The organism is Acidovorax sp. GW821-FHT09B03, from assembly GCF_059418305.1.
Genome location: NZ_JBWKPP010000004.1, coordinates 268,064 through 283,338 on the forward strand (window position 1 = coordinate 268,064; position 15,275 = coordinate 283,338).

General features: G+C 69.6%; 10 protein-coding genes. 4 read left to right on the forward strand and 6 right to left on the reverse strand.

The window, feature by feature from the left end:
• The first annotated feature begins 22 nt into the window (after positions 1–22).
• The 3 genes from kynU (at position 23) to AC07PA_RS10400 (ending at position 3,573) form a co-directional block, all read left to right on the forward strand.
• Positions 23–1,330, forward strand: a complete 1,308-nt coding sequence (kynU, locus tag AC07PA_RS10390) for a kynureninase (RefSeq protein ID WP_494605103.1) — start codon at positions 23–25, stop codon at positions 1,328–1,330.
• A 3-nt stretch (positions 1,331–1,333) separates the two neighbouring features.
• On the forward strand, positions 1,334–2,224 hold the full coding sequence (kynA, locus tag AC07PA_RS10395) for a tryptophan 2,3-dioxygenase (protein ID WP_007848997.1): 891 nt from the start codon (positions 1,334–1,336) through the stop codon (positions 2,222–2,224).
• A 167-nt stretch (positions 2,225–2,391) separates the two neighbouring features.
• The gene (locus AC07PA_RS10400; protein ID WP_494605278.1) at positions 2,392–3,573 is read left to right on the forward strand and encodes an MFS transporter; all 1,182 of its coding nucleotides are present in this window, start codon (positions 2,392–2,394) and stop codon (positions 3,571–3,573) included.
• Here the strand turns inward: AC07PA_RS10400 and AC07PA_RS10405 are convergent.
• Positions 3,545–4,006 (reverse strand): hypothetical protein, encoded by a 462-nt coding sequence (locus AC07PA_RS10405; RefSeq protein WP_494605105.1) that lies wholly within the window; start codon positions 4,004–4,006, stop codon positions 3,545–3,547. The genes AC07PA_RS10400 and AC07PA_RS10405 overlap by 29 nt on opposite strands.
• Before the next feature lie 93 nt (positions 4,007–4,099).
• On the opposite strand from AC07PA_RS10405, the gene AC07PA_RS10410 reads away from it, so the two are divergent.
• Complete coding sequence (locus AC07PA_RS10410) at positions 4,100–4,453, forward strand: MerR family DNA-binding protein (protein WP_145695233.1); 354 nt, start codon at positions 4,100–4,102, stop codon at positions 4,451–4,453.
• On the opposite strand, the gene AC07PA_RS10415 is transcribed toward AC07PA_RS10410, so the two are convergent.
• The 5 genes from AC07PA_RS10415 to AC07PA_RS10435 form a co-directional block, all read right to left on the reverse strand.
• Complete coding sequence (locus tag AC07PA_RS10415) at positions 4,450–5,688, reverse strand: FAD-dependent monooxygenase (RefSeq protein ID WP_494605107.1); 1,239 nt, start codon at positions 5,686–5,688, stop codon at positions 4,450–4,452. The two genes, AC07PA_RS10410 and AC07PA_RS10415, sit on opposite strands and share 4 nt — an antisense overlap.
• Positions 5,689–5,725: 37 nt before the next feature.
• On the reverse strand, positions 5,726–8,290 hold the full coding sequence (locus AC07PA_RS10420; RefSeq protein WP_494605109.1) for a putative bifunctional diguanylate cyclase/phosphodiesterase: 2,565 nt from the start codon (positions 8,288–8,290) through the stop codon (positions 5,726–5,728).
• A complete protein-coding gene (locus AC07PA_RS10425; protein WP_494605111.1) occupies positions 8,287–11,601 on the reverse strand; it encodes a sensor domain-containing protein in 3,315 nt (1,104 codons plus the stop codon). Before AC07PA_RS10425 ends, AC07PA_RS10420 begins: the two co-directional genes overlap by 4 nt.
• A 177-nt stretch (positions 11,602–11,778) precedes the next feature.
• Positions 11,779–14,679 (reverse strand): aconitate hydratase, encoded by a 2,901-nt coding sequence (locus AC07PA_RS10430; protein WP_494605113.1) that lies wholly within the window; start codon positions 14,677–14,679, stop codon positions 11,779–11,781.
• A 180-nt stretch (positions 14,680–14,859) separates the two neighbouring features.
• Positions 14,860–15,267, reverse strand: a complete 408-nt coding sequence (locus tag AC07PA_RS10435) for a hypothetical protein (protein WP_494605115.1) — start codon at positions 15,265–15,267, stop codon at positions 14,860–14,862.
• Between the last annotated feature and the right edge of the window lie 8 nt (positions 15,268–15,275).

Below are 15,275 nucleotides of genomic sequence, written 5' to 3' on the forward strand. Positions count from 1 at the left end.
CACGACCTAACCCGCGACTCCCATGACCACCCTGCAAGACTGCCGCGCGCTCGACGCGCAAGACCCTCTGGCCCCGCTGCGCGGGCACTTCAGCCTGCCCGAGGGCGTGATCTACCTGGACGGCAACTCCCTGGGCGTGCTGCCCAGGGCGGCTGCGGCCCGCGTGGCCGACGTGGTCACGCGCGAATGGGGCACCGACCTCATCCGCTCGTGGAACACCGCCAGCTGGTTCGACCTGCCGCAGCGCCTGGGCAACCAGCTCGCGCCCTTCATCGGCGCGGGCAAGGACGAGGTGGTCTGCACCGACAGCACCTCCATCAACCTCTACAAGGTGCTGAGCGCAGCGCTCAACATCGCCCGCGAGGACAGCCCGGCGCGCAAGCGCGTGGTCAGCGAGCGCAGCAACTTCCCGACCGACCTGTACATCGCCGAAGGCCTGTGCAGGGAGCGCGGGCTGGAGCTGGTGCTGGTGGAGCCCGAGGAGATCGCCGCCGCACTGACAGCCGACGTGGCCGTGCTGATGCTCACCCACGTGAACTACCGCACCGGCGCCATGCACGACATGGCAGGCACCACGGCCGCCGCGCATGCAGCCGGCATCCTCACCGTGTGGGACCTGGCGCACAGCGCGGGCGCCGTGCCGGTGGACCTGAACGGTGCAGGCGCCGATTTTTCCATCGGCTGCGGCTACAAGTACCTCAATGGCGGCCCGGGCGCACCGGCCTTCGCCTGGGTGCACCCGCGCCATGCCAACCGCTTCTGGCAGCCACTGTCGGGCTGGTGGGGGCATGCCGCCCCGTTCCAGTTCACGCCGGACTACCAGCCGGCCCCCGGCATCACGCGCTACCTGTGCGGCACGCAGCCCATCATCAGCCTGTCGGCCCTGCAGTGCGGCCTGGACGTGTTCGACGCGGCCCAACCGCTGGGCGGCATGGCCGCGCTGCGCGCCAAGTCGCTGGCGCTGACGGACCTGTTCATCGCCCTGGTGCAGGAGCGCTGCGCCGGCCACGGCCTGGGCCTGGCCACGCCGGTTGCGCACGCACAGCGCGGCTCGCAGGTGTGCCTGACACGCGACGAGGGCCAGGGCCTGAATGGCCAGGGCAGCGGTGCCTATGCCATCGTGCAGGCGCTGATCGCGCGCGGCGTGATCGGCGACTTCCGCAAGGGCGATGGCGGCCAGGGCCCGCACAAGGACATCCTGCGCTTTGGCTTCACGCCGCTGTACATCGGCTACGAGGACGTGTGGAACGCCGTGGAGCACCTGCGCCAGGTGCTCGAAGCGGCCGAGTGGCAGCGCCCCGAGTTCAACCAGATCCATGCGGTGACCTGAGCCATGTGCCCCTTCTCCCACACCCCAGCAGAACCCGGCGCGGCCGGCCCCGCCAGCGGCAAGCCTGAATCCATCGTGCACGAGGAGCGCGCCCAGCTCGACTTCAGCCAAAGCATGAGCTACGGCGACTACCTGCAGCTCGACGCCATCCTCACGGCGCAAAAGCCGCTGTCGCCGGCGCACGACGAGATGCTGTTCATCGTGCAGCACCAGACCAGCGAGCTGTGGATGAAGCTCATGCTGCACGAGCTGCGCGCCGCCATAGGCCACATTGCGCAGGACGAACTGCAGATGGCCTTCAAGATGCTGGCCCGCGTCTCCAAGATCATGGAGCAGCTGGTGCATGCCTGGGACGTGCTGGCCACCATGACGCCGCCCGAGTACAGCGCCATGCGGCCCTACCTGGGCCAGTCGAGTGGCTTCCAGAGCTACCAGTACCGCAGCATCGAGTTCGCGCTGGGCAACAAGAACCGCGCCATGCTCAAGCCGCACGAGCACCGCGCCGACCTGCTGGCCCAGGTGCAGGCCGCCTACGAGGCGCCTTCGCTGTACGACGAAGCCCTGCGCCTGCTGGCGCGCCGCGGCATCCCCGTGCCGGCCAGCCACACCGAGCGCGACTGGACCCTGCCGTACGCCGAAAGCGACGGCGTGGAGCAGGCCTGGCTCACCGTGTACCGCGCGCCCGACAAGCACTGGGACCTGTACCAGCTGGGCGAGGAGCTCACCGACCTGGAAGACGCCTTCCGCCTGTGGCGTTTTCGCCATGTGACCACGGTGGAGCGCGTGATCGGCTTCAAGCGCGGCACCGGCGGCACGGGCGGCGTGAGCTACCTGCGCAAGATGCTGGACGTGGTGCTGTTCCCCGAGATCTGGAAGCTGCGCACGGACCTCTGAGACATCCTCCGCATGGGGGACAGCCAGTCGCCCGCCCACCGTGTACCCTCGAACGCGGCGCGCACCGTGCGCGCCCTCCCGGAGACACCCCCTTGCCGCCCCAGACCGCAGAGTCCGCCCAACCCTTACCCCCTTCGCCCCTGCTCGCCCCCCGGGTCGCCTGGGTGATGCTGCTGGCCCTGGTCTCGGGCTTTGCACTGAGCCAGGCCTTTCGCACCATCACGGCCATCATCGCCACCGGGCTGCGCGCGGAGTTCGGGCTGTCGGCGCAGGCCCTGGGCGCATTCGCCGGGGCCTTTGCCTTCGCCTTCGGCGGCATGCAGCTGTTCATGGGCGTGGGCATCGACCTGTATGGCGTGCGGCGCACGCTGCTGGTGGCCTTCCCGCTGACCATCGCCGGGTCGCTGCTGTCGGCACTGGCACCGGGCTACGGCATGGTGCTGCTCGGGCAGGTGCTGATCGGCGTGGGCTGCGCGCCGGCCTTCCTGGTGTGCACGGTGTTCATCGCGCGCTACTTTCCCCCGGGGCGCTTTGCCATGGTCTCGGGCGTGGCCATGGGCATCGGCGGCCTGGGCATGCTGTTCACCGGCACGCCGCTGGCCTGGCTGGTGCAGCACTCCTCCTGGCGCGCGGGCTTCGGCGTGCTGGCGGGGCTGGCGGCGCTGGCCTGGCTGCTGATCTGGTGGCAGGTGCACGAGCCTGTAGAGCCGCTGCACACCGCCGATGCTCCACGCGAATCGATCGCCTCGGCCGTGCGCGGCTTCGGAGCCCTGTTCCTGCTGCCGCACACCGCGGGCATCATGCTGCTGGCGCTGACCACGTATGCCTCCTTCCTGACCCTGCGCGGGCTGTGGCTGGGGCCGCTGTTGATCGAGCGGCACGGCTACTCGCTGGTGGCCAGCGGCAACGTGGCCATGCTGTCCTCGCTGGTGTCGCTGTTCACCCCGGCATACTTCGGCCGCCTGGACCCCGGCCCGGCGCACCGCAGGCGCTGGATCACGGGTTTCACGGTGGTTCTGTGCGGCCTGTTCCTGCTCATCGGCCTGCTGCACCAGGAGTGGCTGGACGTGGGCGGCGCCATCGCCGTGGGCCTGCTCTCGGGCTACATGGTGCTGCAGTACGCGGACGTGCGCTCGGCCTACCCGGCGGCCATGACCGGGCGCGCCATGGCGGTGTTCACCATGGCGCTGTTCCTCGGCGTGGCGCTGATGCAGTGGCTCACGGGGCTGGCCGCCTCGCTGGCCTCTGCGCGCGGCGCCGATCCGTATGTGGCCGTGATGCTGAGCATCTCGGCGCTGCTGGCAGCCGGTGTGCTGGCGTTCAGGCTGCTGCCGGCCCCCGCGCACTGATTTTGGCGGGGCAGGCGACACCGCCCTGCCCGGCCACGCGCCACCATTGCAGCACGCCGAACAGCAGCTCGAAGGCGGTGAAACCGAGCACGATGGCACTGGCCCCCTGCGCCACCGCGTAGACCTGCCAGGTGGCGAACAGGAACCGCGCCAGGCCATCGAGCCGGCCCAGCAGCACGCCGGGCGCCACGATGCGCGCGATGGACCAGACCACCACCACCGAGCCGAGCAGGTTGGCCAGCAGCATATGGGTGCCATCGAGCGGGTGCAGGGTGCCGGGCAGGTCCAGCGAGGTCGACAGCCAGGTGAGCGTGCCGTAGAGCCAGACAAAGGTCCACGGCAGGGCGAAGGGCCAGGTCACGATGAGGTCGTACCAGCCACTGGCGCGCACGATGGCAAGGTAGCGGGGAGTTGAGAAGGCAGGAATGGGCATGGCGTGACAAAGTTCGGAGTGAAGAAGGCCCCGAGCTTCCACCTTGAAGTACGCTTCAGGGTCAAGCACTTTTTTTGGGTGAGGAGCCATGCCATGCTGATCGGAGAACTTGCCACCGCCGCCGGCATGAGCCGCGAAGCCCTGCGCTTTTACGAGCAACAGGGGCTGATCCGCGCACGCCGCCTGCCCAACGGCTACCGCGACTACCCTGACGAGGTGCTGATGCTGGTGCAATACATCCGCACCGCGCAGCAACTGGGCTTCACGCTGGCCGAGATCGGCGACCGGCTGCCCGCGATCTGGGATGCGCCCGACCCGGCGCCCGCCGTCACCGAGGTGCTGTCCGCCAAGCTGCTCGAAATCGACGCACGCATCGCCGCGCTGCAGGCCCTGCGCCAGACGCTGGCCGAGCGGGTGCTGGCGGACTGTCCCCTCGTGGCGTCCTAGAGCGAGCTCGCCACCGAACCGTCACCGCGGTAGAGCCAGGGCAGGTCCAGCACGCGCGCGCCCAGCAGGCGCAGCGAGGCGTCGCGCCCCCAGCGCACGGGCCCCATGGCGTGGAAGATGCGGCCATTGCGCGTGGCGCGCGCCTGCACGCGGGCGTTGCGCTGCCAGCGGTTGAGGGCATAGCGCGTCAGGCGCAGCGGCACCTCCAGGTCGTGCATGGACAGGGCGCGCTGCAGCTCGGCCGCATCCTCGATGGCCATGCCCGCGCCCTGGGCCAGGTAGGGCAGCATGGGGTGGGCGGCATCGCCGAGCAGGGCCACCAGGCCTTGCGCCATCTCTGCCGCGCCGCGCACGGGCGGTCGATCGCACAGGGGCCACAGGCGCCAGCCGCCACCGGCGGCCGCCACGCCATACACGGCGTGCTGCAGCGCCGGGCAGGCGCGCTGCAGGGCCTGCTCCAGGTCGGCGGCATTCGCGGCATGGTCCCAGCCCTGCATGTCGTCGGGCGCCGGGCCTTCGATGATGACCACCAGGTTCTGCAACTCGCCACGCCGCACGGGGTACTGCACCACATGCAGGCGCGGGCCCAGCCAGGCGGTGATCTGCTGGGTGCGCAGGGCCTTGGGCAGGGCCTCCTGCGGCACCAGGGCACGGTAGGCCAGGTGGCCCGTGGCGCGCGGCGCGGTGCCGCCCAGCAGTTGCAGGCGCGTGCCGCTCCACAGGCCGTCGGCCCCCACCAGCGCGTCGCCCTCCACCTCCTTGCCGCGGCTGGTGCGCACGGTGACGGCGGTTTCGGCCCCCGGGATGGGGCTCGTGGCCGTGCTGCCGTCGGTGAAGCCCTCGATGGCGTGCGCTAGGTTCAGCTGGGTGTCGGTGTACTTGGTGACGGCGGCCAGCAGCAGGCTGTGCAGGTCGGCGCGGTGGATGGTGGCATAGGCGGCGCCATAGCGCTCGATGGCGGTGGCGCCCAGCGGCAGCTCGGCCAGTTCGCGCCCCGACAGGGCGCTGCGCACCTGCAAGCGGGCCGGAAACGCGGCCACCGACTGCAGCGGCCGGTGCAGGTCCCAGGCCTGCAGGCGGCGCACCACGTTGGGCCCGAGCTGCACGCCCGCCCCCACCTCGCTGAAGGCCGCGGCGCGCTCGTAGAGCCGCACATCCCAGCCGGCGCGCGATGCGCCCAGGGCCGCAGCCAGCCCGCCTATGCCCCCGCCCGCCACCAGCACCTGTTTCTTCATGCGCCGATTGTCGCCCGCCCGGTGCGCCCCGGGTTTGTCATGGCGCAGGAAGCAGGGCGCGCTCCAGCATCTCGGCCGGCATGGGGCGGGCGAACAGGTAGCCCTGGAAGGCTTGGCAGCCGTGGCGCTGCAGGAACTCGAACTGGCCCGGTGTCTCCACCCCTTCGGCCACCACCGAGAGATCGAGGCTGCGCGCCAGGGCCAGGATGGTGCGCACGATGGCGGCATCGTTGGGGTCGGTCTGCAGGTCGCGCACGAAGCCCTGGTCGATCTTGAGCTGGTCCAGCGGCAGGCGCTTGAGGTAGCTGAGCGAGGAGTAGCCGGTGCCGAAGTCGTCCATTGAAAAACCCACCCCGTGGCGGCGCAACTGCTCCATGCGGGCGATGCTGTCCTCCACATCGGTGAGCAGCAGGCTTTCGGTCAGCTCGAAGCGCAGGCGCTCGGGGTTGGCGCCGCTGGCCTGCAGCGCACCCAGCACCTGGGTCACGAAATCGGGCTGGCGGAACTGGCGCACGCTCACATTCACCGACAGGAAGAAGGGGCGCGTGAGCGCGCTGCGCGACCACAGCACCAGCTGGGCGCAGGCGGCTTCCAGCACCCACTGGCCCAGCGGCAGGATGAGGCCGGTCTGCTCGGCCAGCGGGATGAACTCGCCGGGCAGCACCAATCCCCGGCGCGGGTGGTTCCAGCGCACCAGGGCCTCCGCGCCGAGCAGCTTGCCGGAGGCATCCACCACCGGCTGGCAGTACAGCAGCAGCTCCTGCTGGTTCAGGCCGCGGCGCAGGTCGGCCTCCAGCGCCGCGCGCATGCTCACGGCGGCCTGCATGTCGGGGTCGAAGAAGCGCTGCGTGTTGCGCCCCGCCGCCTTGGCCTGGTACATGGCCAGGTCGGCATGCTTGAGCAGCTCGTCCGGCGTGGACGGGCGCTGCCCGAACAGCGCGATGCCGATGCTGGGCGTGCTGTGGTGGCTGATGCCGTCCATGTCGTAGGGCTTGCCCAGGGCGGCCAGGATGCTCTGCGCAATGGTCGCAGCCTCGCTGCTGGCATGCGCCACGTCGCTGTGCAGGCCGTCGAGCAGCACCACGAATTCATCACCGCCAAACCGGGCCACGGTGTCGCTCTCGCGCACGCAGGACAGCAGGCGCCTGGCCACGCGCACCAGCAGCTGGTCACCGGTGTCGTGGCCCAGCGTGTCGTTGAGGTCCTTGAAGTTGTCGAGGTCGATGAACAGCAACGCGCCATGCGCGTGGCTGCGCCCGGCCGCCACGGTGGCGCGCTGCAGGCGGTCCATCAGCAGGCGGCGGTTGGGCAGGCCGGTGAGCGCGTCGAAGAACGCCAGCCGCTCGATCTGCAGCTCGGCCTGCTTGCGCTCGGTGATGTCACGCCCCACGCCGCGGTAGCCACGCAGCACGCTCTGGCCGTCGAACACGGGCACCCCGCTCACCGAGATCCAGTGCATGCTGCCATCGGGCCGCTGGCGCTGCAGCTCCAGGTCGCGGAACGGCTGCTGCGCCGCGAGCACCGCGCGGTGGGCGTCCCAGTCGGCATCGCCCATGTTGAGCGCGCCGATCTCCCAGCGGGTGCGGCCCATCACGCTCGACAGGGGGATGCCGTTGACGCTCAGATCGCCCGCCAGCTGCACGAAGCGGCCGTCGGCGTCGTGCTCCCAGTACCAGTCGGAGGACAGGTCGCTCAGGCCGCGAAAGCGCGCCTCGCTCTCGCGCAGCTCATTTTCCACGCGCACATAGTCGCTCACGTCGGTGAAGGTGCGCACCAGCCCGCCATCGGGCAGCCGCGTCGTGCGCACTTCGAAGGTGCGGCCATCGCGCGTGGTGCGCCAGTAGACCTCGGGCGAGGGGTCCACGGCGGAGCGCGCAATGTAGTCGCGCCCGCGGTGGTCCACCAGGTTGTAGCCGCTGCCGAAATCCCCCCGCTCGGCCTGCAGCTGCGTGAGCTCGGCCAGGGTGGGCCGGGCGGCCATCAGCGATTCGGGCAGGTTCAGCAGCTCCAGCACGCGCTGGTTGTAGATGGTGATGCGCCCGTCCGGCCCGGTCCGGAAGATGCCCTGGCTCATGCTCGCCAGCGTGACCTGCAGGCCCTGGCGCTGCTCCTGCAGCAGGGTCAGCGCCTCGTGCCAGATGCGTGCATCCACCGTGCGCATGGGCTGCTGCGCCGCCCCGGGGACGGCGACCGCGCCCTGGCGGCCCACCAGCGCGGACAGGCGGTGCACCAGCTCGGGCAGGTGGCTGCCATCCGCTGCGCGCAGCGCATAGTCCCCCAGGCCGCAGCGAAAGCCGCGTGCCGCCAGGGCCTCCTGCTGCGCATCGAGGCACAGCAGCACCGGGCGCCCGGCACACAGTTCGAGCAGGCTGGGCAGCTCCTGGATCTGCGGGTCCAGGCACAGCACCAGTGCATCCCAGGTCTGCGCCGCCAGCAGCAGGGAGGCGGCCTCGGCCGAGGGGCTGTGCACCACGCGCCAGCCCGGGCAGCGCTGGGCCAGCACGGCGATGGCCGCTTGCGCGTGCGGCGCATCGCCATCCACCCACAGCACGGTGGCGGCAGGTGCGGGCGCGGCGGGGGTGGGCCCTGGCACGGCGGTCATGGCGCTTCGGCGGCAGGGGCCGGGACAGGGGGCTCGGGCAGGTGTTCACGCTCGAACAGGTCCACCGGCACAGGCCTGCCAAACAGATAGCCCTGGAACCCCTCGCAGCCATGCAGCCGAAGGAACCCCAGCTGCCCCGTCGTCTCCACCCCCTCGGCCACCACCTGCAAATCCAGGCTCTTGGCCAGCGCCAGGATGGTGCGCACGATGGCCGCATCGTTGGGGTCGCTCAGCACGTCGCGCACGAAGCTCTGGTCGATCTTGATCTGGTCCAGCGGCAGCCGCTTGAGGTAGGACAGGGACGAGTAGCCGGTGCCGAAGTCATCGAGCGCGAAGCCCACGCCTTCGGCCTTGAGTTGCTCCATGCGCACGATGGTGTCTTCGATGTCCCCGAGCAGCAGGCTTTCGGTGAGTTCCAGCTTGAGCAGTTGGGGCCGGGCCTGGCAGTCCTTCAAGGTGCCCAGCACTTCGGCGACGAAGCCCGGTTGCCTGAACTGGCGCGCGCTGACGTTCACCGAGATGGACAGCTGGGCGGTGGCGGGCGATTGGCTCCAGCGCTGGAGTTGCCTGCAGGCGGTTTCCAGCACGTACTGGCCCAGTGGGAGGATCAGGCCGGTCTGCTCGGCCAGGGGGATGAAGTCGCCGGGGCTGATCATGCCGCGCTGGGGGTGGCGCCAGCGCACCAGGGCTTCGGCGCCCACCAGGCGTGCCTGGTGGTCGACGACGGGCTGGTAGTGCACGAGCAACTCGCTCCGGGCCAGGCCCTGGCGCAGGTCGGCTTCCAGGTTGGAGCGGGCGTTGACGGCCGCTTGCATGTCCGGGTCGAAGAAGCGCTGGGTGTTGCGCCCGGCGGCCTTGGCCTGGTACATGGCCAGGTCGGCCCGTTTGAGGAGTTCATCGACCGACAGGCGTTCGTCTCCAAACAGGGTGATGCCGATGCTGGGGGTGCTGTAGTGCTGCTGGCCTCCGAGGGCGAAGGGCTGGTTCAGGCTGGCCAGGAGTTTTTCGGCGACGGTTTCGGCCTGGGCGGCGGCGTCCTGCAGCTCGGGGTTCAGGTTGTCCAGCATGACGACGAATTCGTCGCCGCCAAAGCGCGCCACGGTGTCGGCTTCGCGCACGCTGCCCACCAGGCGGGTGGCGACCTGGGACAGGAGCTGGTCGCCCATGTCGTGGCCCAGGGTGTCGTTGAGGTCCTTGAAGTTATCCAGGTCGATGAACAGCAGGGCACCGAGGTTCTTGCTGCGCTGGCAGGCGGCAATGGAGCGTTGCAGGCGGTCCAGCAGCAGGCGCCGGTTGGGCAGGCCCGTGAGCGCGTCGTAGAACGCCAGGCGCTCGATCTCCTGCTCTGCGCGCTTGCGGTCGGTGATGTCGCGGCACACCCCGAGAACGCCCGTGACCCGGCCATGCAGGTCGCGGATGGGCGTCTTGATGGTCTCGAAGTACCCCTGGTAGCCATCTTCGGCAAAGGTCAGCTGTTCTTCATAGACCAGGGGTTGCCAGGCCTGCATGGCGCGCCGGTCGTAGGCCCGGAACTGCTCGGCCGCGGCCGCGGGCGAAATGTCGAAATCGGTGCAACCGATGACCTCGCGCTCGGGCTTGCCCGCGAAACGCTCGAACACCGGGTTGCAGGAGACATAGACGCCGTCCGCATCCTTGAGGAAGACCATGTCCGGTATGGCGTTCACCACGCGCGCCAGGTGGGCCTTCTGCTGGGCCAGCTCGTTCTCGATGCGCTTGAGCTCGGTCAGGTCGTAGGCGAACACCACCACCGCCATCACGCCCTGGTCGGTGATGGACTCGGGCACAAGGGTGGTGTGGCGGTACTGGGCGCCATCCAGGCCATCGATGCGGTTTTCAAAGACCGCCGTCTCGCCGGCAAAGGCTTTTTTCAGCTGGGGCTGCATGCGTGCCATGACCGCGGTGGGGATCACGTCCTGCAGCAATTGCCCCTGCAACTGCTCCGGTGTGCGGTGCAGCCAACGGGCCTGCTGCTCGTTCACATAGAGCACCCGGTGGTCGCGGTCCAGCCGTGCCACCCCGCCAGGCACCTGGCGCAGCATGTTGGCCATCTGCACCTCGTGCGCGTGGGCGGCCTGCTCGGCCTCGCGCTCGGCGGTGATGTCGCTCTGCACGCCGTCCCAGATCACGCGCCCGCCATCGAGCAGCCGGGGCGAGGAACTCAGGTGGATCCAGCGCACGGCCCCCGAGGACACGCGCATGCGGAAATTGGCCTCCATGGGCCCCATGGTGCGCAGCGACTGTTCCCGGGCTTCCTCCAGCATGGGGAGGTCTTCGGGGAGGATCTGCTGGTACAGCACACCCGGGTCGCGCAGGACGTCTTCGGCGCGCAGGCCGTTCAGGCGCTCGATGGCATCGCCGATGTGCACGAAGTGCATGCGGCCGTCGGTCTCGCGCACCACCTGGTAGAGCACGCTGAGCGGCAGGTTGCGGCCCAGCAGCTGCAGCCGCGTCTCGCTCTCGCGCAGCTGGGCTTCGGCCTGGTGCAATCGCTCGAAAGGCTGGCGCATGCCGACCACGAACACGGCCTGGTACAGCAGCGCGTAGCCCACCACGCGCGCACCATGTGCCAGCATGTCGGCCCAGCCGAGCTGCCCTGCGCCGGAGAGGCCCACCAGGAGTTCTGCGACCGCGAAGGCGGCCGCCGCCCAGGCCAGCAGGCGCCCGCGCGTGCGGTTGTCGCCCGCCGCCGCGTCGCGGTGCAGGCGCACGGCAGCCACCACCAGTCCCAGGCACAGCACGGCGGCCATCAGCGTCGGCAGCATGCCGCCCGACGCCTGGGCAAACCCACGGGCCAGCGGCCCCACGGCCGCCCAGACCAGCGCCAGGGAAAACGCGCCCGCCGCCACCGCCCACATCCGGGCAGGCCCGGGCAGGGAGGCATGCAGTGCCGTAAGCAGCAGTGCGGCGCACTCGGCCACGCGCACCCAGGCGCCCAGCCACAGCGCCATGTCGGTGACCAGGGCAGACGCCGGTTGCGGCGTGGCATGGGCCAGCACGCCGTGCAGGAAATTGCAGACCGCGGCCACGCCGAACCCGGCGACCAGCACGTTGGCACGGCCCTGGCCCTGCTCGTCGAGCACATGCAGGGACACGGACACCACCAGCAGCGCCAGCAGGATGGCCACCAGCTCCATGAAGGGCTCCAGGCCATGCTGGCGGTCGGTTCCCTCGCCCAGGATGCCGCCCAGGGACACCATCACCAGCGCCAGCACCCCCACGGCCAGCACCACCGTGGCGGCGGGAGCGTCCGAGACGAGCATCCGCTCTGAGCGGTGGACTGGGGGTTTCATAGGAGCTGTGGGGGATAGGGCGTCAGCTGCACCTCACCAGTGTATCGGGCTGTAAGCGCCAGCGGTCATCGGGCGAAACGCGCGCAGCATGTGCGCCACAATCGCTGCCACCAGCCGGCTGGTGGTGGCCTGGCGGGCGGGCGCGGGCTCCAGGCCGCGTCCGCCCGCTGCACCCGCTCAGCCTTCGAGCAGCTGACGCAGCACGAAGGGCAGGATGCCGCCCGCCTGGTAGTAGTCCACCTCGATGGGGGTGTCGATGCGCAGCGTGACCACCACCTCCTGGCTGGAACCGTCGGTGCGGCGGATCACCAGGGTGGCATCGCTCTGGGGCGCGAGCGCCGGGTCGGGCAGCACGTTGATGGTTTCGTTGCCGGTCAGGCCCAGCGACTCCCACGAGTCGGTGCCCTTGAACTGCAGCGGCAGCACGCCCATGCCCACCAGGTTGGAGCGGTGGATGCGCTCGAAGCTGCGCGCCACCACGGCCTTGATGCCCAAGAGCTGCGTGCCCTTGGCGGCCCAGTCGCGGCTCGATCCGGTGCCGTACTCCTCGCCGGCAAAGATCACCGTGGGCGTCTTTTGCGCCATGTACTGCATGGCGGCGTCGAAGATGAACATCTTCTCGCCCTGCAGGGGCCCCTCGTTCTGGAACACCGTCACCCCGCCCTCTTCGCGCGAGCCATCGGCCGTGGGCGGGAGCATGAGGTTCTTGATGCGCACGTTGGCGAAGGTGCCGCGCATCATCACGTCGTGGTTGCCGCGGCGCGCGCCGTAGCTGTTGAAATCGGCCTTCTGCACGCCGTTGAGCTGCAGCCACTGGCCGGCGGGCGAGGTGGCCTTGATGGAGCCTGCGGGCGAGATGTGGTCGGTGGTGATGGAGTCGCCGAACAGCGCCATGATGCGTGCGCCATGCACCGCAGAGGCCGTCGCAGCGCCCTGTTCGAGCGTGAACTGCCCGAAGAACGGCGGCTCGGCGATGTAGGTGCTGGCGGGCCAGGTGTAGGCGTTGCCGCTCACGCCCTTGATCTTTTCCCAGAGCTTGCCGGGGTCGGTGGCGACCTTGGCGTAGTTCTCGCGGAAGGCCTTGCCGTTCATCGCGAACTTCATGAGCTTGTGCACCTCGTCGCTCGTCGGCCAGATGTCGCCCAGGTAGATGTCCCTGCCGCCCTTGCCCTTGCCCACGGGCTCGGTCATGAGGTCCTTGAGCACCGTGCCGGCAATGGCATAGGCCACGACCAGCGGTGGGCTGGCCAGGAAGTTGGCCTTGAGGTTGGGGTGGATGCGCGCCTCGAAGTTGCGGTTGCCCGAGAGCACGGCCGCGCAGATCAGGTCGTTGCCGGTGATGGCCTCGTTGAGTTCGGGCGTGAGGTCGCCCGCATTGCCGATGCAAGTGGTGCAACCGTAGCCGGCCAGCGCAAAGCCCAGCTTCTCCAGGTAGGACAAGAGGCCGGTCTCGGTGAGGTAGTCGGTGACGATGCGCGAGCCCGGGGCCAGCGAGGTCTTGATGTGCGGCTGCACCTTGAGGCCCGCTTCCACCGCCTTCTTGGCCAGCAGGCCGGCGGCCAGCAGCACGCTGGGGTTGGAGGTGTTGGTGCAGCTGGTGATGGCGGCGATCAGCACGTCGCCATTGCCCACCGTGGGATCGGCCCCCTTGGTGGGCATGGCCGCGGCCGCATCGGCATGGGCGGTGGCCAGCGCGGGCTTGTTGCCCTCCATCTCGGCCACCGAGCGGGGGGCGCCCGCGGGTGCGGGCTTGTCCTTGGGTGCGGCCTCCTGCACCACCTCCTGGCCGCGGTGGATGTGGTGGCGGGTGTGCAGCAGTTCGGCCGGGCGGTTGAAGCCGTTCTGGGCATTGGGCTTGCTGAACAGGTCGACGAACTGGCTGCTGACCTTGCCCAGCTCGATGCGGTCCTGCGGGCGCTTGGGGCCGGCCAGGCTGGGGGTGACCGACCCCAGGTCGAGCCGCACGACCTGCGAGTAATCGATCTCGCCGGCCAGCGGCACGCCGAACAGGCCCTGGGCCTTGAAGTAGGCCTCGAAGGCTTCGATCTCGGCCTTGGTGCGGCCCGTGCCCCGGAAGTAGTCGATGGTCTTCTCGTCCACCGGGAAGAAGCCCATGGTGGCACCGTACTCGGGAGCCATGTTGCCGATGGTGGCCCGGTCGGGCAGGGCCAGCGTGCGCGTGCCCTCGCCGAAAAATTCGACGAACTTGCCCACCACCTTGTGCTGGCGCAGCAGTTCGGTCACGGTGAGCACCAGGTCGGTGGCGGTCACGCCCTCGCGCAGCTGGCCCGTCATCTCGAAGCCCACCACGTCGGGCGTGAGGAAGTACACGGGCTGGCCCAGCATGGCGGCCTCGGCTTCGATGCCGCCCACGCCCCAGCCGACCACGCCAATGCCGTTGATCATGGTGGTGTGGCTGTCGGTGCCGACCAGGGTGTCGGGGTAGTGCACGCCGGCCTTGGTCTTGTGCACGCCACGGGCCAGGTACTCCAGGTTCACCTGGTGCACGATGCCGAAGCCCGGCGGCACCACGCCGAAGGTGCTGAAGGCCTGCATGCCCCATTTCATGAACTCGTAGCGCTCACGGTTGCGCTGGAACTCGAGCTTCATGTTGAGGTCCAGCGAATTCTTCTTGCCGTAGTAGTCGACCATGATGGAGTGGTCCACCACCAGGTCCACGGGCACCAGGGGTTCGATCTTCTTGGGGTTCTTGCCCAGCTTGGCGGCCACGCTGCGCATGGCGGCCAGGTCGGCCAGCAGCGGCACGCCGGTGAAGTCCTGCAGCACCACGCGCGAGACCACGAAGGGGATCTCGTCCTTGCGCTCGGCCGTGGGACCCCAGTGCGCCAGCTGGCGCACATGCTCGGCCGTGACCTTGCGCCCATCGCAGTTGCGCAGCACCGATTCGAGCACGATGCGGATGGATACCGGCAGGCGGTTGATCGAGGGAAACTCCTTGGCGAGCGCAGGGAGCGAATAGAACTGTCCGGTCTTGCCGGACGCGGTCTTGAAGTTCTTGAGCGTGCTGGCAAAAGCGTGACGGGCGGGCTGGGGCGACGACTTGGTCGATGTGGCCATGGCTGACTCCTGTGATGCGACAAGGCCTATTCTGTCAGTCCCGCGTGGCGGATGAAACGGTGGGGGTATGCATGTGCATGAAAGCGGTGGGCGCCTACACGCCGAAAGGGGGGCCAAGGCCCCCCTCTCACGCCCCATGCAGGCACAGGTCCTGTGGCCGATGCGCGTGCGTGCAGGCCTTCAGGCAGCAGCGGCCATCGACGGCAGGCGGCGCATGCCGAACCACTGCAGTTCGGCCAGCAGGCCCACCGACACCACATGCACGACCAGGTAGGCCTGGCCCCAGCCCGTGGGGGCCACGGCCGAGGACAGCAACAGGCCCAGGCTGGCCAGGGCCCAGGCGGCATTGCCCGCCACCAGCAGCCCGAGCAGGCCCCGCGGCGTGTGGAGCTGGCCCGCAATCACGGCCGCCAGCAGCGCAAAGCCGATGAGCGCCAGCCCGCTGGCCGAGACCAGGCCCGCCGGCAGGCCGAGCCACTGCGACAGGGGCTCGGTGAGCGCCAGGTGCAGGGCGGCGAGCAGTACCCCCGTGGCAGCATCGAACCACACCACGGCACGCAGGAACGAGGGAGAGGACAGATAGGACATGATGGACT

Bases quoted from the DNA above. Each gene is read 5' to 3' on its own strand.
- kynU (WP_494605103.1), top strand. From the start codon at position 23: ATGACCACCCTGCAAGACTGCCGCGCGCTCGACGCGCAAGACCCTCTG.
- kynA (WP_007848997.1), top strand. From the start codon at position 1,334: ATGTGCCCCTTCTCCCACACCCCAGCAGAACCCGGCGCGGCCGGCCCC.
- AC07PA_RS10400 (WP_494605278.1), top strand. From the start codon at position 2,392: ATGCTGCTGGCCCTGGTCTCGGGCTTTGCACTGAGCCAGGCCTTTCGC.
- AC07PA_RS10405 (WP_494605105.1), bottom strand. From the start codon at position 4,006: ATGCCCATTCCTGCCTTCTCAACTCCCCGCTACCTTGCCATCGTGCGC.
- AC07PA_RS10410 (WP_145695233.1), top strand. From the start codon at position 4,100: ATGCTGATCGGAGAACTTGCCACCGCCGCCGGCATGAGCCGCGAAGCC.
- AC07PA_RS10415 (WP_494605107.1), bottom strand. From the start codon at position 5,688: ATGAAGAAACAGGTGCTGGTGGCGGGCGGGGGCATAGGCGGGCTGGCT.
- AC07PA_RS10420 (WP_494605109.1), bottom strand. From the start codon at position 8,290: ATGACCGCCGTGCCAGGGCCCACCCCCGCCGCGCCCGCACCTGCCGCC.
- AC07PA_RS10425 (WP_494605111.1), bottom strand. From the start codon at position 11,601: ATGAAACCCCCAGTCCACCGCTCAGAGCGGATGCTCGTCTCGGACGCT.
- AC07PA_RS10430 (WP_494605113.1), bottom strand. From the start codon at position 14,679: ATGGCCACATCGACCAAGTCGTCGCCCCAGCCCGCCCGTCACGCTTTT.
- AC07PA_RS10435 (WP_494605115.1), bottom strand. From the start codon at position 15,267: ATGTCCTATCTGTCCTCTCCCTCGTTCCTGCGTGCCGTGGTGTGGTTC.